The following is a 17,583-nucleotide window of genomic DNA, read 5'->3' as shown; positions in this document are numbered from 1 at the left end:
AGGCGAGGGCTCACCGGGGTCGTGCTCGGATCAGCCGAAGATCTGCTTCAGGATCTCCTCGAGCTCGGCGTCGTGGGCGGCGTGCGAGCCGGCCGCGGGCGAGCTGTTGGCGGGCCTGGAGACGCGCCGCAGCGGGCGGCCGTCCAGCAGTTGCGGGTCCTCCGCCAGCTTGAGCGCGAGATAGGGCCACGGCCCCATGTTGATCGGCTCGTCCTGTGCCCAGACCAGCTCGGCCTGCGAGCCGTAGCGGGCGAGCTCGGCGTTGAGCTCCTCCGCCGGGTAGGGGTAGAGCCGCTCGATACGGACGATGGCGACATCGTCGCGGCCCGAGGCCTCGCGACCGGCGAGCAGGTCGTAGTAGACCTTGCCGGAGCACAGCACCACCCGGGTGACCTTGGCGGGGTCGACCGTGCTGTCGCTGATCACCGGCTGGAAGGTGCCGGTGGTGAAGTCGGCCGCCTTCGAGGTCGCCTTCTTGTGCCGCAGCAGCGACTTGGGCGTGAAGACCACCAGTGGCTTGTGCCTGCCGGACTCCACCTGCCAGCGCAGCAGGTGGAAGTGGTTGGCGGGCGTGGTGGGCTGCGCGACGGTCATGTTGTCCAGCGCGCAGACCTGCAGGAACCGCTCGATGCGGGCCGAGGAGTGGTCGGGACCCTGGCCTTCGTAGCCGTGCGGCAGCAGCAGCACGACCCCCGAACGCTGGCCCCACTTCTGCTCACCGGACGAGATGAACTCGTCGATGATCGTCTGAGCGCCGTTGACGAAGTCGCCGAACTGCGCCTCCCACGCCACCAGGGCGTCGGGACGCTCCACGCTGTAGCCGTACTCGAAGCCGAGCGCCGCGAACTCGCTGAGCAGCGAGTCGTAGACGTAGAACTTCGTGGTGCCCTGGTTGAAGGTCTTGAGCGGAGTGTGCTCAGCCCCCGTGACCCGGTCCACCAGCACGGCGTGCCGCTGGGTGAACGTGCCGCGCCGGGAGTCCTGGCCGACCAGGCGGACCGGATGCCCGTCGATCAGCAGTGACCCGAACGCGAGCGTCTCGCCCATGCTCCAGTCGATCGTGTCCTGCTCGACCATCTGCCCCCGGCGCTGCAGCACCGGCGCCAGGCGCGGGTGCGGCGTGAAGCCCTCGGGCAGGTTGAGCTGGGTGTCGACGATGCGCTTGAGCGTCTCGTCGGTGATCGCGGTGGGCGTGTCGTCGTGGGACCACTTGACCACCTCGGTCGGCGGCACCCGCATCGCGCCCGCCTCAAGCGGCTTCTTGGCCGCCTCGCGGGTCTCGGTGAAGGCCTGCTCCAGCTTGGCCTGATAGTCGCGCAGCGCCGACTCGGCCTCCTCGACCGTGATGTCGCCCCGGCCGATCAGCGCCTCGGTGTAGAGCTTGCGGGTCGAGCGCTTGGCGTCGATCAGGTCGTACATCAGCGGCTGGGTGAAGGCGGGGTTGTCGCCCTCGTTGTGGCCGCGGCGGCGGTAGCAGATCAGGTCGATGACCACGTCCTTGCGGAACGTCCTGCGGTATTCGTAGGCGAGCTCGCCCACGCGCACCACGGCCTCGGGGTCGTCGCCGTTGACGTGGAAGATCGGCGCCTGGATCATCCGGGCCACGTCGGTCGCGTAGACCGAGGACCTGGAGGAGGCCGGCGAGGTGGTGAAGCCCACCTGGTTGTTGACCACCACGTGCACGGTGCCGCCGGTGCGGTAGCCGCGCAGCTGCGACAGGTTGAGCGTCTCGGCCACGACTCCCTGGCCCGCGAAGGCCGCGTCGCCGTGGATGAGGACGGGCAGGACCGTGAAGCCCTCCTCGCCGCGCTCCAGCAGGTCCTGCTTGGCGCGGACGACGCCCTCCAGCACCGGGTTGACCGCCTCGAGGTGCGAGGGGTTGGCCACCACGGAGGCGCTGATGGTCTTGCCGCTGGGCGCGGTGAAGGTGCCGGTGGCGCCGAGGTGGTACTTGACGTCGCCGGAGCCGTGCGCGGTGCGCGGGTCGAGGTTGCCCTCGAACTCGCCGAAGATCTGGGCGTAGGACTTGCCCACGATGTTGGCGAGCACGTTGAGCCGGCCGCGGTGGGCCATGCCGATGACGACCTCGTCGAGGTCCTCGTCGGCCGCGTCGCTGATCACCGAGTCGAGCAGCGGGATCAGTGACTCGCCGCCCTCCAGCGAGAAGCGCTTCTGGCCGACGAACTTCGTCTGCAGGAACGTCTCGAACGCCTCGGCGGTGTTGAGCCTGCTCAGGATGTTGAGCTGCTCGTCACGGGCGGGGGGAGAGTAGGGCTTCTCGACCCGGGCCTGGATCCAGGCCCGCTCCTCGGGGTTCTGGATGTGCATGTACTCGATGCCGACGGTGCGGCAGTAGGAGTCACGGAGCACGCCCAGGATCTCGCGGAGCTTCATCAGCGCCCGGCCGCCGAAGCCGCCGGTGGCGAACTCGCGCTCCAGGTCCCACAGCGTCAGGCCGTGGGACTGGATGTCGAGGTCGGGGTGCTTGCGCTGCTTGTACTCCAGCGGGTCGGTCTCGGCCATGAGGTGGCCGCGCACCCGGTAGGCGTGGATCAGCTCGATCACGCGTGCGGACTTGGCGACGTCCTCGTCGTGCGAGGCCGAGATGTCCCGGACCCAGCGGACCGGCTCGTACGGGATCCGCAGTGCCTCGAAGATCTCGTCGTAGAAGCCGTCCTCGCCGAGCAGCAGCCGGTGGATCGTGCGCAGGAAGTCGCCCGACTGGGCGCCCTGGATGATCCGGTGGTCGTAGGTGCTGGTCAGCGTCATGACCTTGGAGACGGCCAGGCGCGAGAGGGTGTCGGGGGAGGCGCCCTGGTATTCGGCCGGGTATTCCATCGCGCCCACGCCGATGATCGTGCCCTGACCGGGCATCAGGCGCGGCACGCTGTGGACGGTGCCGATGGTGCCGGGGTTGGTCAGCGAGATCGTGGTGGACGTGAAGTCGTCGACGCCGAGCTTGCCGGCGCGAGCCTTGCGGACGACCTCCTCATAGGCCATCCAGAACTGCCGGAAGTCCATCTCCTCCGCGCCCTTGATGCTGGGCACGAGCAGCTGGCGCTCGCCGTTGCTCTTCTGCACGTCGATGGCCAGGCCCAGACCGACGTGCGCGGGCTTGACCAGGGTCGGCTTGCCGTCGACCTCGGTGAAGGAGAAGTTCATCTCCGGCATGGCCTGCAGCGCCTTGACGATCGCGTAACCGATCAGGTGCGTGAAGGAGACCTTGCCGCCGCGACCCCGCTTGAGGTGATTGTTGATCACGATGCGGTTGTCGATGAGCAGCTTGGCCGGGATGGCCCGGACGCTGGTCGCGGTCGGAACCGACAGCGAGGAGTCCATGTTGGCGGCTGTGCGAGCCGCCGCCCCGCGCAGCTTGATCTCTTCGGCGCCCTTGGGCACCGGAGTGGAGGGCTGCTTGGGCTTGTCGACAGGCACTTGGTCGGTCGCAGGCTTAGGGGGAGCAGGCGCCGCCTTCGGCGGTGCCTTGGCGGGTGCGGGCGCGGTTGCCGTGCCGTTCGCCGCCTCCCTGGCCGGGGTGCGGCCCGGTCCGTAGTCAGGGTTGTAGTCAGCGAAGAAGTTCCACCAGGCCTTGTCAACAGACTCGGGGTCCTGGAGATACTTCTGGTACAGCTCGTCGACAAGCCATTCGTTCTGACCAAAGCTTGCCAGCGGGTTTGTCCGCGACGACTCAGACGACACGGCGGAAATCGCCCTCTTCCGCAGATCGGCGTTGATGTTAGAGAACCTGTCCAAGGCTACTCGCATGGACCAGCGGCGCGCGCCCGGGAGGCTATGGCGCCACGCCCGATCCTCTCAGGACTGTTCAAAGAGGTCACGCCCCCCTAGTCAATACAGGTGTACGTCGTTACGTCACCGTTTGGTATCAACAGTAAGGCGCGAGGTTTAGTTCCCTCCAGCTATGAGCCGCGTGGCGACGCGCACCTCCGGTGAGAGCCGTGTCAGCAGGTCGGCCAGCTCCTCGCCGGCCTCCTTCAGCTCCTCCAGCGACATCGGCTCCAGTCGCTCCAGCAGGAACAGGGCGTTGGTCGTCTCCTCGACGAGCCGGGTGCGGGCCACCTGGCGCCAGTTCCATCTGCGGCAGGTGACGCCCGTGTCGTCGCGCCAGATCACCTCGCCCGGCTCCGGCTGCCCGAGCGCCTCCTCCGAGGCCTCGTCGCCGACGGCCCTGATCAGCCGCGCGGGGCCGGTGTAGCGGTCGAGGTCCTCGCCGCCGATGGGCAGCGCGTGCTTCACGCTGACCGCGTTGTAGGCGTCGACCACCTGGTTGATCTCCGGCAGGGGCAGCCTGCGGGTCAGCGCGTCGACGGACGGCCGGGTCCGCTGCGGCTTGGCGCCGAAGGCGCGGTAGGCGTCCTTCCAGGCGTCGATCTTCTCGGGCTGCGGGGCCCGCTCGGCGGCCTCGGCCAGCAGGGCGCGCGACCAGTCGTCGGTGGGGCCGTTACGCAGGCCGCGCGCGGTCATCACGAGCACGGCGAAGTCGGGACGGAGCGCGTAGACGGCTTCGTCCACCCAGATGTCGTCAAGCATCCCTCCAGTTTACGAGCCTAGGTTTCGCAGAATTCTCTTTGCAAAATTGTCTTTGCGGTCTATCGTGAGGTGTGTGGAGGAAGCGTTCAAGATCAGCGATCCCCGGGTGCTCAAGGTGGTGGCGCACCCGCTGCGGGTGCGCCTGCTGGCCCTGCTGCGCGCCGACGGCCCCGCGACGGCCAGCGAGCTCGGCCGCAGGGTGGGCGAGAGCTCCGGCTCGACCAGCTACCACCTGCGTCAGCTGGCCAAGTTCGGCTTCATCGAGGAGGACCCCGAGCAGCGCGACGGCCGAGAGCGCCGGTGGCGCTCCCGGCACCGCTACACCTCCTGGGACACCGACCAGATGTCGGAGACGCCCGAGGGGCGGGAGGCCGTCAAGATCATGCAGCTGCGCCAGGTGGCGGTGCTGGAGCAGGCGGTCCAGGACTACGACGTCGCGCAGTGGCCGGCCGAGTGGCTGCGGGCCGCGGGCATCAGCGACCACCTGGTCAAGCTGCCGGCCGCGGCGCTGCTGGAGCTGCAGGACCGGATCGATGAGCTGATCCAGGACGTCATCGCCCGCCACGCCGGCGCGCCGGACGCCGAGCAGGTCCACCTCTGGGTGGGCGGCTACCCACGCGCCCACGCGGCCGAGAAGGCCGGGGAGGCAGGGGAGGCAGGGGAAGGGAAGGAGGCCGAGCAGGCCGAGGAACGGGGGGAGGGCCGATGACCGCCCGCTCGGCGTTACACCGCTACATGCTCGTCAGCTTCCTCACGTGGCTGCCCGTGGGGCTGACGATGGCCGCCATGGTGCTGCTGATGACCGGAAGAGGGCTCAGCCTGGCCCAGGTCGGCCTGGTGGTGACGGTCTACTCCCTCGTCACCGTGGGGCTGGAGCTGCCCACCGGCGGGCTCGCCGACGTCGTGGGGCGCCGGGTGGTGCTGGCCGCCTCGGCCGCGTTCACCGTGGCGGGGCTCGCGCTGATGAGCGTCTCCACGACCTTCTGGATGTTCCTGGTGAGCGGCGTGCTGAAGGGGGTGGCCAGGGCCCTGTCCAGCGGCCCGGCGGCCTCCTGGTACGTCGACACGCTGCACGGCCTGCGAGGCCGTGCAGCGGATCTGAAGCCGGGGCTGGCCAGGGGCGGCGCCATGGAGTCCGTGGCGCTCTGCCTCGGCGTCCTGGTCGGTGGCGGCCTGCCGCTCCTGGTGCCGCCCGGCCTGATGTTCCCGCTGGCGGCGCCGCCGTCGGTGGGCGCGCTGGCGGCGGTGCTGCTCCTCGTCGTGGTGCTGCTCGCGCTGCCCGAGCCGCCGCATCCGCGCAGGTCGCCCGCGAGCGTGCTGCGGGAGGTGCCCGCCACGGTCGCCGCGAGCGTGCGCCTCGCGGCGGGCGGCGGGGTGCTGCGCCGCCTGATGCTCGCCGCCGCGAGCTCCGGCGTGGTGCTGACGGCGATCGAGCTGCTCACGCCCGGCCGGCTCGCCGAGCTGGCCGGTACGGCGGAGCGCGGCAGCCTGGCGTACGCCGTCGTCGCGGCGCTCGGATTCGCGGGCAGCGCGGTGGGAAGCGCGCTCGCGCCCCGGGCGGCGCGGCTGGCCGGCGGCTCGGCCAGGGGCGCGATCGCGGGGGCGGTGCTGAGCGCGCTCTCGGTCGGCTCGCTGGCCGCGACGGCCGGGCTCGACGGCGCTGCCGGGCTGCTGAGCGCGGCTCTGGCCTATGTCGTCCTGTTCCTGGGCATCTCGGTGACGGGCCTGCTGTGCCTGGAGATGACCCACAACGCGGTCTCCGCCGCCGAGCGCACCACCGTCACCTCGACGAGCTCGCTCTCCTTGCAGGCCGGCGGGACGCTGGCCAACCTCGCTCTCGGCGCCCTGGCCGTCCAGGCCGGGATCGCCGCCGCGTGGGGGGTCGCCGCCGTGGTGGCGCTCTCCTCGGCCCTGCTGTTCGTCCGGATGCCGCTCGCGGGCCGCGCGGTGGTCCCGGAGGAGTCCGGCCGCCCCGTCTGACGCTGTGATCTCGGATACGTTCCGCGACCCCCGTAGAACATCGTTCCAGAACTACGGGCAGAATCTCCCGCATGGCTAAGTTCGTGGTGACCCCGTCCAATGAAGACCAGCGTGCGGCGTGGACCGGCGGGAAGATCCCGGAAGTGGAGCGGGTACGGCCCGGCCTGTGGTCGATCCCGGTGCCGATCCCGGTGAACCCGCTACGGTACGTCCTGGTCTACGCGCTGGAGGTGGCCGACGGCGTGGCGATCGTGGACGCCGGATGGAACACCGACGAGGCCTACGAGGCGCTGGTCGCCGGGCTCGGCGTGGCCGGTTACGCGATCACCGACGTGAAGGCCGTGCTGGTCACCCACATCCACCCCGACCACTACGGCCTGGCCGGGCGGGTGCGTGAGATGTCGGGCGCGTGGATCGGGCTGCACGAGGCCGACGCGAGCCTCCTGCGCGAGCGTTACGACGACAGCGCCATCGAGTCGCTGGTGAGCAGGGAGCGGGCGCTGCTCGACCGGTGCGGCGTGCCCCCGCAGACCCTGGACGAGCTGGCGGGCGCGTCCATGATGATCAGGCACATGGTGTCGATGGCCAAGCCAGACCGGCTGATCGAGGACGGTGAGCGGCTCGACCTGTCCGGCTGGGACCTGCGGGCCGTCTGGACGCCCGGCCACTCGCCGGGTCACCTGTGCTTCGTCTCGCCGTCCAGGAAGCTGCTGTTCTCGGGGGACCACGTACTGGCGAAGATCACGCCGATGGTGGCGGTGCACCCGCAGTCCCCGCCGAACCCGCTGGCCGACTACCTGGACGCGCTCGCCACCGTGCGCGAGCTGGACGTGGAGGAGGTGCTGCCCGCGCACGAGTACCGGTTCCTGGAGCTGCGGGAGCGGGTCGACTACGTGATCGAGCACCACGGCGACCGGCTGGCCGAGATCGAGCGGGTGATCGCCGGGGCGGCCGGGGCGACCTGCTGGGAGGTGGCCACCAGGCTGACGTGGTCGCGACCCTGGGAGACGATCCCGCCCTTCATGCGGCGTGCGGCCAACAACGAGACGCTGGCGCACCTGGTGTGGCTGGAGTCACGCGGCCGGGTCCACCGCGTGCCCGGCGACCAGGAGGTCTGGCATTCTATGTAAATCCTGTAGGAAATGTTGACTTGATGGATCCGGCTGCGTACCGTCGAGCGCATGAGCCCTGACAGGCGCCACCTCCCCGCAGCGGCGGTGGCCTCATGAGCATCGTGACGGTGGTGGGCAACCCGCGTGCGGGGTCGCGGACCCTGGACGCGGCCGTGGCCGCCACCGACGCCGTCGCGGCCCGGCTGGGGCACTCCGGCGTCCGGGAGGTCGTCGATCTGTCCGCCCTGGCGCCGGTGCTCCTGCGTCCCGGCGCGCACACGGCCTTGGAGCTCGCGCTCGAACAGCTCGCGGATGCCCGGGTCGCGGTCCTGGCCAGCCCGACCTACAAGGCGACGTACACGGGGCTGCTCAAGGCGTTCCTCGACCGGCTTCCGCCGGGAGCGCTCTCGGGCACGGCCGCCCTGCCGATCCTGATCATGGGCGACGCCCGGCACGCCTTGGCGGTGGAGGTGCACTTCCGGCCGCTGCTGGTCGAGCTCGGCGCCTTCGTGCCCACCCCCGGCCTGGCCCTGCTGGAGTCCGAGCTGCCCGGCGGTGAGCGCCTCGCCCACTGGGCGGACCAGGTCAGCCCCCAGCTCGCCGCCTGGGCAGGAGCCCTGACCTGAGGGCCGGAGTCGCGTCCACGGCCGCTTTCAGGCCAGCCGGATCTGGCCGCGGCCGGTCGGGAGCGGGAGGTCCAGCAGGGTCCGGATGCCCGGCGGGGCCGCGCAGACCGCGGGGATGGTGTTGACCGCGTGCGCCGCCGCCGCGGCGAGCCCGTGGCTGACCTCCTCGACCGCCACCGACATCTGCGGCACGCCCTCGATGTGCAGCGCGAAACCGGGCTCCGGCCAGCGGCCGGTCTGGGCGGCGTCGGCCTTGTAGACGACCTCGACGGTCATGAAGGGCCGGCCGCGCACCAGGCCGGAGAAGACCCAGCGGGAGGCGCAGACCGCGCCCTCGCGCACCGGCCCGGCGGCGATCTCGAACGCGCGGGCGGCCACCTCGAACTCGTCGGTCTCCGCCACCTCGTCCAGCCGTACGTCCAGCGCGTCGGCGACCAGGTGCACGCTCTCGGCGAAGAGCATGCGCTGGAACGCCCTGAAGGGCCGGATCATCGTGGCGTAGTCCCTGGCCGAGCGGGTGAACCCGATCAGGTCCACGACCACCTGGCGTGAGGGGTGCCCGCGGAGATCGGACGACTCGCGTACATAGATGTGGTCCACCCGATCGGACAGCCCGGTGAGCGCCAGCGGCAGGAAGTCGCTCACGAAACCGGGGTTGATCCCGGTGCCGTGCAGGGTGGTGCCGCCCTGGTCGCAGGCGGCCTCGATGCTGGCGACGACGGAGGGGCCGTAGGACTTGGGATAGACGAAGCCGGTGGTGGTGATGACGTTCTTGCCCGAGGCCAGCAGGGCGCAGATGGTCTTCAGGTCGGCGGCCCGGTCGGGGCCGAAGTAGGAGGCGGGCAGCGGCATGTGCAGCACGCAGTCGGCGTCCATGGCCATGATCCGGCCGGAGTCGCCGGTGCAGACGACGCCGGTGGGGGTTGAGCCGGCCACCTCGCCCGCGTCCTTGCCGATCTTGTCCGGGTCGTGGACGAGGACCCCGGCCAGCTCCAGCGACGGCCTTTCGATCACGCTGCGCAGCGCATAGCGCCCGACGGCGCCGGTGGCCCACTGGACCACGCGAATAGGCATGTCCGGCCTCCCGGCCCGGGGGGTGGAGGGCGGATGGTGGTGACGGAACGCCGCCCGTGCGAGCCCAGAACTCTAGCAGAGAAAGACCCGGTCGATCACTATCCGCGACGATCAGTCACGTTGCCTCCCGCTCGGGTTATGGTGCTCGTACTAGAATGTTGTTCGCCTGGTGGGAGGTTCGATGCTTCGCTTCGATGACAGGGTCGCGATCGTCACGGGGGCCGGGCACGGTCTCGGCCGCTCGCACGCGCTACTGCTGGCCGACAGGGGCGCGAAGGTCGTCGTGAACGACCTCGGCGGCGCGCTCGACGGCACCGGCGCCTCGGCGGGACCGGCCGCCGACGTGGTGGAGCTCATCACCAAGAACGGCGGCCAGGCCGTCGCCAGCACCGACAACGTCGCCACCCCGGAGGGCGCCAGGGCGATCGTGGCCGCCGCCGTCGACGCGTTCGGCAAGATCGACATCGTCGTCAACAACGCCGGCATCCTGCGTGACAAATCGTTCGGCAAGATGACGGTCGAGGACTTCGACAACGTGCTGGCCGTGCACGTCCGCGGCTCCTACCTGGTCAGCCAGGCCGCCTACCCGTACATGAAGGAGGCCGGTTACGGCCGCGTCGTCAACACCTCCAGCCCGGCGGGCCTGTTCGGCAACTTCGGCCAGGCCAACTACTCCACCGCCAAGATGGGGCTGGTGGGGCTGACCAAGACCATCGGCATCGAGGGCGCGCGCAACGGCATCAAGGCCAACGCCATCGCGCCCATCGCCTGGACGCGGATGACCGAGGCGATCCTGCCCGCCGAGTTCGAGGCCAAGTTCTCGCCCGAGCGGGTCAGCGCCCTGGTCGCCTACCTCGTGCACGACTCCTGCGAGGTCACCGGCGAGGTGTTCAGCGTCGGCGGCGGCCGGGTGGCGCGGGTGTTCGTGGCGGAGGGGCCCGGCTGGAAGGGCGACGACCTCACGCCGGAGGCGGTGGCGGACAACTGGGAGTCGGTCATGGCCGAGCAGCCCTACGTGCTCACGGCGGCCGACTCGATGAAGGCGATGCTCTAGCGGCGAGGGCCCGAAAGCCCTGCTCAAGCGGCAGGTCAGGTGCGAGGGCGGCGGTTCCACCCCACGGTGGACCACCGCCCTTTGCTGTCCGCTAAGTCCTGACAAAACGGAGTTTGTTCGATTATCGACATAAGTCAGCGGAGTTTGGTCGCTCTGGACTCTTGTATTGCCAGGTGTGCGATCTTATTGTCTCGGCATGACCTCCGCTCCGGGTTCGCCCGGCGACGTGCTGACGCTCATCAGCGCAGGCTTCGCAACGACCCGTTCCGACCTCGCCAGGCTCACCGGCCTCGCCAGGTCCACGATCGCCCAGCGAGTCGACGCACTGATCGAGCGCGGCCTCGTCGAGGAGACCGAGAGCGGCGAGTCCACCGGAGGCCGCCCGCCCCGCCAGCTCCGCCTGCACACCGAGCAGCACGCCTTCGCCGGGGTCGACCTCGGCGCCACGCACTGCCGGATCGCGCTGATGGACATGTCCGGCGACGTGCTGGCCTCCTGTGAGGACCCGCTGCTCATCGGCGACGGCCCTGAGCCGGTCCTGGCGCACGTGGACGAGCGGCTCGACCGGCTGCTCGCCGAGGCCGGACGCCCCCGCTCGGCGCTGCGGGCCATCGGCATGGGCGTGCCGGGCCCGGTCGAGTACGCCACCGGCAGGCCCAACAACCCGCCGATCATGCCCGGCTGGAACGACTACCCCATCCCCGAGTACTTCGCCGGCGCCGCCGTCCTGGTCGACAACGACGTCAACGTGATGGCACTGGGCGAGCAGCGCAACGCCTTCGCCGACACCCAGCACCTCCTCTTCGTCAAGGTCGGCACCGGCATCGGCTGCGGCATCGTGGCCGAGGGCAGGCTGCACCGGGGAGCGCAGGGCTCGGCCGGCGACATCGGCCACATCCGGGTCAACGGCCACGACGCCGCCGGCTGCCGCTGTGGCAACAGCGCCTGCCTGGAGGCCGTGGCCGGCGGGGCGGCCGTGGCGCGCAGGCTGACCGAGCTCGGCATCGCCGCCGAGACGGGAGCCGACGTCGTCGCGCTCGTCCAGGCCGGGAACACCCAGGCGTTACGGCTGGTCAGGGAGGCGGGCCGGCTCATCGGCGAGGTGCTCGCGAGCCTGGTCAACTTCTTCAACCCCGAGGTCATCGTGATCGGCGGCGCCCTGTCCCGGGTCCACGAGCATCTGCTCGCGGGCATCAGGGAGACGGTCTACCGCAGGTCGCTGCCGCTGGCCACGCACCATCTGTCGATCGTGCCGAGCCGGATGGGGATCAACGCCGCGGCGCTGGGCGCCGGGATGCTCGCCATCGAGCACTATCTGTCGCCCGACAACGTCAACCGCATCGTCAACGCCTGAGAGGGGATCCGATGCTCGTCATGAGAGGGATCGTCAAGCAGTTCCCGGGTGTGCGCGCACTGGACGGGGTGGATCTGGACGTGCGGGCGGGAGAGGTGCACTGCCTGCTCGGCCAGAACGGCGCCGGCAAGTCCACGCTCATCAAGGTGCTCGCCGGCGTCCACCAGCCGGACGAGGGCACCATCGAGTTCAACGGCGCGCAGGTGCGCCCGTCGAGCCCCAACGACGCCATCAGGCTCGGCTTCGCCACCATCTACCAGGAACTCGACCTGGTGGACGGGCTCAGCGTGGCGGAGAACATCTTCCTCGGCCACGAGCACGCCAAGCTCGGCTTCGTCAACCGGTCGGCCGCCAACCGCGCCGCCCGCCAGGTGCTGGAACGGCTCGGCCACGGCGAGATCCGCCCCTCCACCGAGGTGGGACGACTGCCGGCCGCGGCCAAGCAGGTCGTGTCGATGGCGCGGGCGCTCTCCCACGACGCCCGCCTGATCATCATGGACGAGCCGTCCGCCGCGCTGGCCCACGACGAGGTGGACAACCTCTTCCGGATCATCCGCGAGCTCACCGCGCAGGGCGTGGCCGTCGTCTACATCTCGCACCGGCTGGAGGAGATCCGCGCGATCGGCGACCGGGTCACCGTGCTGAAGGACGGCCGTACCGTCGCCGTCGGCCTGCCCGCCCGCGAGACCGCCACCTCGCACGTCGTCTCGCTGATGACCGGCAGGAACGTCGAGTACGTCTTCCCGCCCAGGGCGGCGCGCCCGCCCGGCGAGGAGGTGCTGAAGGTCGAGCGCCTCAGCTCGCCGGGCGCGTTCGCCGACGTGTCCTTCTCCGTACGCGCGGGCGAGATCGTCGGGCTGGCCGGCCTCGTCGGCTCCGGCCGCTCGGAGATCCTCGAAGCGGTGTACGGCGCCCGCCCCGCCTCCGGCGTGGTCCAGCTGTCCGGCGAGGAGGTACGGCACAGCGTCGTCGGCAACGTCAAGCGCGGCATGGGCCTGGCCCCCGAAGAGCGCAAGGCCCAGGCCCTGCTCCTGGACCAGAGCATCACCGCCAACATCACGCTGGGCAGCCTGCCGAGCTTCGCCAGGCTCGGCTGGATGAACCGCGCCCGCGAGCGGGCCGAGGCGCACCGGCTGGTGAAGGCGCTGGACATCCGGCCACCCGACCCCGAACGGCCGATCAAGAACCTGTCGGGCGGCAACCAGCAGAAGGCCGTGCTGGCCCGCTGGCTGCTCGGCAGCCGCAAGCTGCTCCTGCTCGACGAGCCGACCCGGGGCGTGGACGTGGGCGCCAGGGCCGAGCTCTACGCGGTCATCCGCGACCTGGCAGACCGGGGCATCGGGGTGCTGCTGGTCTCCAGCGAGGTGCCGGAGGTGCTCGGCCTCGCCGACCGCGTGCTGGTGCTGCGTGAAGGAACGGTCATCCACCAGGCGGACGCCGGCGAACTCGACGAGCACCGCGTACTCGACATGATCATGGATGGGAGAGCGGCCTGATGAGCGACCCCAAAAGACCGCCGGCGGCGGTCCCGGAGACAGGCGGGTCCGCGCCGCCGGGCGCGGCGACACGCAACCCGCTGAACATGCTCGGCGAGGCCCGCCACCTCGGCCTGCTGGTGGCGATCGGCCTGCTGATCGTCGTCGGCCTGGTCACCCGGCCGGATACCTTCGCCACCGGCACCAACCTGGTCAACATCCTCACGCTGGCCGCGACCATCGGCGTCATCACCGTCGGCGCGACGTTCGTGATCATCGGTGGCGGCATCGACCTGTCGGTCGGCGCCATCATGGCGCTGGCCTCGGTCTGGGCGACGACGGTGGCCACACAGGAGTTCGGGCCGTTCGTCATGGTGCTCTGCGCGGTCCTCGTCGGCACCGGCGCGGGGCTGGTCAATGGGCTGCTCATCGCCTACGGGCGATTGGTGCCGTTCATCGCCACCCTCGCCATGCTGGTGGCCGCGCGCGGCCTGGCCCAGCGCATGTCCGATCGCAAGACCCAGCTCATCCAGAGCGGCAACTCGGCCATCGTCGACCTGTCGACCACCCGGGTGCTCGGCATCCCGCTGCTGGTCTACGTCTTCGCGCTGGTCGTGGTGCTCGGCTGGATCCTGCTCAACCGCACCACCTTCGGCCGCCGCACCTACGCGGTCGGCGGCAACCCGGAAGCCGCCCGGCTGGCCGGCATCGACGTCCGCAAGCACACCGCCCTGCTCTACGCGCTGTCCGGGCTGACCTGCGGCATCGCGGCGGTCCTCATCATGGCCCGGACGACCACGGGCTCGTCCACCCACGGCGACCTGTACGAACTCGACGCCATCGCGGCCGTCATCATCGGCGGCACGCTGCTGACCGGCGGCCGGGGCACGATCATCGGCTCGATCCTGGGTCTGCTGATCTTCACGCTCATCACCAACCTGTTCATCCTCAACGGGCTCAACACCAGTGACCAGCTGATCGCCAAGGGCCTGATCATCGTCGTCGCCGTCCTTCTCCAGCGGCGGAATCTGAAGGAGAGAGCACCATGAGCAACAAAGTCGCGCGCAGAGGATTCCTCGTCGGCGGCGCCGTTCTGCTGGCGGCAGGCTGCACCAGCAACGAGCCGGCCGAGACCGCCTCCAGCGCGGCCCCCGCGCCCGCTCCGGCGGCCAGCGGCAACGACCAGCCGGGCACCAAGGTGGTCATCGGCTTCTCCGCGCCGGCGGCCGACCACGGCTGGATCGCCGCCATCGCCAAGAACGCCGAGGCCACCGCCAAGCAGTATTCCGACGTCGAGTTCAAGCCGGTCGAGCCCACCAACGACATCAACCAGCAGATCTCCGCCGTCGAGTCGCTCATCGCGGCCAAGGTGAACGCGCTGGTGATCCTGCCCAACGACGGCCAGCAGCTCAACCAGGTCGCCCTGCAGGCCACCGCCGCCGGCATCCCGGTGATCAACCTCGACCGCGTCTTCCCCGACAAGCTCGCCTACCGCACCTGGGTCGGCGGCGACAACTACGGCATGGGCGTCGCGGCCGGCCACTACATCGGCAAGGCGCTCAAGGACAAGGGCGTCGCCAACCCGATCATCGTGGAGATCCAGGGCATCGCCACGCTGCCGCTCACCCAGGACCGCAGCAAGGGCTTCGAGGACGCGCTGAAGTCGTACGGGTTCAAGGTCACGGACAAGCAGGACGCCCAGTTCACCGTGGAGACCGGCAACGAGGTGGCCGCCTCGCTGCTCCAGGCGCACAAGAAGATCGACGCCCTCTGGAACCACGACGACGACCAGGGCATCGGCGTGCTCGCCGCGATCAACGCGGCCAACCGCGACGAGTTCATCATGGTGGGCGGCGCCGGCTCGGCCAACGCCATGAAGGAGATCCAGGGCGGCACGTCGGTGCTCAAGGCCACGGTCACCTACAGCCCCACGATGGCCTCGTCGGCGATCAAACTCGCACGTCTGATCGCCCAGGGCAAGGGAATGAGTGACCTGGTGGAGAACCAGGTGCCGCAGTCGATCACACTGGCATCCGAGACCATTACCAAGGAGAACGTAGAGAAGTATCTGCCACTTGGCTTCGAATCCTGATCGGGGGCTGCATGTCAGACAGAACCGTCGGCGTCGGCATGATCGGCTATGCCTTCATGGGACGCGTCCACTCCCAGGCCTGGCGTAGCGTCGCTGCCTTCTTCGACGTACCGGTCGTCCCGCGCATGCGGGTGATCGCCGGACGCTCGAAGGAGTCCACGGAGGCCGCGGCCGAACAGATGGGCTGGGAGGAGGCGGTGACTGACTGGCGGGAAGTGATCGGGCGGCCAGATGTCGACATCGTCGACATCTGCACGCCCGGTGACACCCACGCCGAGATCGCCATCGCCGCCCTGCGGGCCGGCAAGCACGTCATCTGTGAGAAACCGCTGGCCAACACCGTCGCCGAAGCTCAGGCCATGGTCCAGGCCGCGGCTTCGGCCACCGGCAAGAGCATGGTCGCCTTCAACTACCGGCGGGTGCCCGCCGTGGCGCTCGCCCGCGACCTGGTGGCGCAGGGCAGGCTCGGCGAGATCCGGCACGTACGCGCCCAGTACCTGCAGGACTGGATCGTCGATCCGGAGTTCCCGCTGGTCTGGCGGCTGCAGAAGGACAAGGCGGGCTCCGGCGCGCTCGGCGACATCGGCGCGCACATCATCGACGCCGCCGAGTTCGTCAGCGGCCAGCGGATCACCGGCGTCTCGGCGCTCACCGAGACGTTCATCAAGGAACGCCCGCTCGCGGAGGGGTCGTCCGGCCTGGCCGCGGCGGGCGGCACGGGAACAAGCACGGGGACGGGCACCGTGACCGTCGACGACGCCGCGCTGTTCACCGCCCGGCTCTCCGGCGGGGCGGTCGGCTCGTTCGAGGCCACCAGGTTCGCCACCGGCCGCAAGAACGCGATGCGCATCGAGCTGAACGGCTCGCTGGGCAGCCTCGCCTTCGACTTCGAGTCGATGAACGAGCTGTGGTTCAGCGAGGGCGGCAGAGGTTTCGAGCGCATCCTCGTCACCGAACCGGACCACCCGTACGTCGGCGCGTGGTGGCCACCAGGACACGGCCTCGGCTACGAGCACACCTTCACCCACGAGATCCGGGACTTCCTGGAGGCGATCGGGCACGGCACCGATCCGACGCCGTCGTTCGCCGACGGGTTGCGGGTGCAGCGCGTGCTGGCCGCGGTCGAGCAGAGCGCGGCTGACGGCAGCCGCTTCACCACTGTGGAGGACACATGAGACCCATCACGCTGTTCACCGGCCAGTGGGCCGACCTGCCGTTCGAAGAGGTCTGCAGGCTGGCGGCCGAATGGGGCTACGACGGCCTGGAGATCGCCTGCTCAGGCGACCACTTCGACGTCGCGCAGGCCGTGGCGGACCCGTCGTACGTCGAGCAGAAGCGTGCCCAGCTCGACAAGCACGGCCTGAAGGTGTGGACCATCTCCAACCACCTGGTCGGCCAGGCCGTCTGTGACCACCCGATCGACGCCCGGCACAAGGCCATCCTGCCGGCTCGCATCTGGGGCTCCGGCGACCCCGAGTCCGTCCGTCAGGCCGCCGCCGAGGACATGAAGGACACCGCCAGGGCGGCGGCCCTGCTGGGCGTGGACACGGTGGTGGGCTTCACCGGCTCGTCGATCTGGCACACGGTGGCGATGTTCCCGCCGGTGCCGGCCTCGATGGTGGACGCGGGCTATCAGGACTTCGCCGACCGCTGGAACCCCATCCTGGACGTCTTCGACGAGGTCGGTGTCCGCTTCGCGCACGAGGTCCACCCGAGCGAGATCGCCTACGACTACCACACCACCGTCAGGACCCTGGAGGCGATCGGCCACCGGCCCGCCTTCGGCCTCAACTGGGACCCCTCGCACATGGTGTGGCAGGACCTGGACCCGGTGGGGTTCATCCTCGACTTCGCCGACCGCATCTACCACGTGGACTGCAAGGACACCCGGATGCGGGTGGGCGACGGCCGGCGCGGCCGCCTGTCCTCGCACCTGCCGTGGGCCGACATGCGGCGCGGCTGGGACTTCGTCTCGACGGGCCGGGGCGACGTGCCGTGGGAGGACTGCTTCCGCGCGCTGAACTCGATCGGCTACACCGGGCCGATCTCCATCGAGTGGGAGGACGCGGGCATGGACCGCCTGGACGGCGGCCGTGAGGCCCTGTCCTACATCCGCGACCTCAACGCCATCACCCCGCCCACCACCTCCTTCGACGCCGCCTTCTCCACCGAGTGACGTTCTGAAGGTCGTGGGGGGGGGGGGGGCCCCCCGGCCCGGCCTGGGGAGCTAGGGGGGGGGTTCAGGAACGACGACTTGGGCGGGCCCCC

At 70.1% G+C, this 17,583-nt stretch carries 14 protein-coding genes; 11 read left to right on the top strand and 3 right to left on the bottom strand.

Annotated features, from left to right (window positions below):
- Positions 1-30: 30 nt before the first annotated feature.
- Entirely contained in the window at positions 31-3,699 is a 3,669-nt protein-coding gene (locus ACIBQX_RS16995) for a multifunctional oxoglutarate decarboxylase/oxoglutarate dehydrogenase thiamine pyrophosphate-binding subunit/dihydrolipoyllysine-residue succinyltransferase subunit (protein WP_397005307.1), read from the bottom strand.
- Between the two features lie 204 nt (positions 3,700-3,903).
- Complete coding sequence (locus tag ACIBQX_RS16990) at positions 3,904-4,548, bottom strand: B3/4 domain-containing protein (protein WP_397005305.1); 645 nt, start codon at positions 4,546-4,548, stop codon at positions 3,904-3,906.
- Between the two features lie 73 nt (positions 4,549-4,621).
- Here ACIBQX_RS16990 and ACIBQX_RS16985 point away from each other — a divergent pair, with 73 nt between their 5' ends.
- The 4 genes from ACIBQX_RS16985 to ACIBQX_RS16970 all read left to right on the top strand — a co-directional run bounded on the left by ACIBQX_RS16985 (position 4,622) and on the right by ACIBQX_RS16970 (position 8,266).
- A complete protein-coding gene (locus ACIBQX_RS16985; protein ID WP_397005303.1) occupies positions 4,622-5,257 on the top strand; it encodes a winged helix-turn-helix domain-containing protein in 636 nt (211 codons plus the stop codon).
- The gene (locus ACIBQX_RS16980) at positions 5,254-6,528 is read left to right on the top strand and encodes an MFS transporter (RefSeq protein ID WP_397005301.1); all 1,275 of its coding nucleotides are present in this window, start codon (positions 5,254-5,256) and stop codon (positions 6,526-6,528) included. Before ACIBQX_RS16985 ends, ACIBQX_RS16980 begins: the two co-directional genes overlap by 4 nt.
- A 71-nt stretch (positions 6,529-6,599) precedes the next feature.
- On the top strand, positions 6,600-7,658 hold the full coding sequence (locus ACIBQX_RS16975) for an MBL fold metallo-hydrolase (RefSeq protein ID WP_397005299.1): 1,059 nt from the start codon (positions 6,600-6,602) through the stop codon (positions 7,656-7,658).
- A 95-nt stretch (positions 7,659-7,753) separates the two neighbouring features.
- Positions 7,754-8,266, top strand: a complete 513-nt coding sequence (locus ACIBQX_RS16970) for an NAD(P)H-dependent oxidoreductase (RefSeq protein ID WP_397005297.1) — start codon at positions 7,754-7,756, stop codon at positions 8,264-8,266.
- A gap of 27 nt (positions 8,267-8,293) precedes the next feature.
- On the opposite strand, the gene ACIBQX_RS16965 is transcribed toward ACIBQX_RS16970, so the two are convergent.
- Complete coding sequence (locus ACIBQX_RS16965; RefSeq protein ID WP_397005295.1) at positions 8,294-9,340, bottom strand: dihydrodipicolinate reductase; 1,047 nt, start codon at positions 9,338-9,340, stop codon at positions 8,294-8,296.
- Between the two features lie 181 nt (positions 9,341-9,521).
- Here ACIBQX_RS16965 and ACIBQX_RS16960 point away from each other — a divergent pair, with 181 nt between their 5' ends.
- From ACIBQX_RS16960 to ACIBQX_RS16930, 7 genes are all read left to right on the top strand, one after another.
- A complete protein-coding gene (locus ACIBQX_RS16960; protein WP_397005293.1) occupies positions 9,522-10,394 on the top strand; it encodes an SDR family oxidoreductase in 873 nt (290 codons plus the stop codon).
- Positions 10,395-10,590: 196 nt separating this feature from the next.
- Positions 10,591-11,748: an ROK family transcriptional regulator gene (locus ACIBQX_RS16955; RefSeq protein ID WP_397005292.1), complete on the top strand. Its 1,158-nt coding sequence runs from the start codon at positions 10,591-10,593 to the stop codon at positions 11,746-11,748.
- A gap of 11 nt (positions 11,749-11,759) precedes the next feature.
- Complete coding sequence (locus ACIBQX_RS16950; RefSeq protein ID WP_397005290.1) at positions 11,760-13,244, top strand: sugar ABC transporter ATP-binding protein; 1,485 nt, start codon at positions 11,760-11,762, stop codon at positions 13,242-13,244.
- Complete coding sequence (locus tag ACIBQX_RS16945; protein WP_397005288.1) at positions 13,244-14,272, top strand: ABC transporter permease; 1,029 nt, start codon at positions 13,244-13,246, stop codon at positions 14,270-14,272. Before ACIBQX_RS16950 ends, ACIBQX_RS16945 begins: the two co-directional genes overlap by 1 nt.
- A complete protein-coding gene (locus ACIBQX_RS16940; RefSeq protein ID WP_397005286.1) occupies positions 14,269-15,315 on the top strand; it encodes a substrate-binding domain-containing protein in 1,047 nt (348 codons plus the stop codon). Before ACIBQX_RS16945 ends, ACIBQX_RS16940 begins: the two co-directional genes overlap by 4 nt.
- 11 nt (positions 15,316-15,326) lie before the next feature.
- Positions 15,327-16,490 (top strand): Gfo/Idh/MocA family protein, encoded by a 1,164-nt coding sequence (locus ACIBQX_RS16935; protein WP_397005284.1) that lies wholly within the window; start codon positions 15,327-15,329, stop codon positions 16,488-16,490.
- Complete coding sequence (locus ACIBQX_RS16930; protein WP_397005282.1) at positions 16,487-17,491, top strand: sugar phosphate isomerase/epimerase family protein; 1,005 nt, start codon at positions 16,487-16,489, stop codon at positions 17,489-17,491. Before ACIBQX_RS16935 ends, ACIBQX_RS16930 begins: the two co-directional genes overlap by 4 nt.
- Positions 17,492-17,583 lie beyond the last annotated feature (92 nt).

The sequence above is a fragment of the Nonomuraea sp. NPDC049714 genome, assembly GCF_044465295.1.
Taxonomy (GTDB): domain Bacteria; phylum Actinomycetota; class Actinomycetes; order Streptosporangiales; family Streptosporangiaceae; genus Nonomuraea.
Note: the sequence above shows the minus strand (reverse complement) of the source record. Positions and strands in the feature narration are given on the sequence as shown.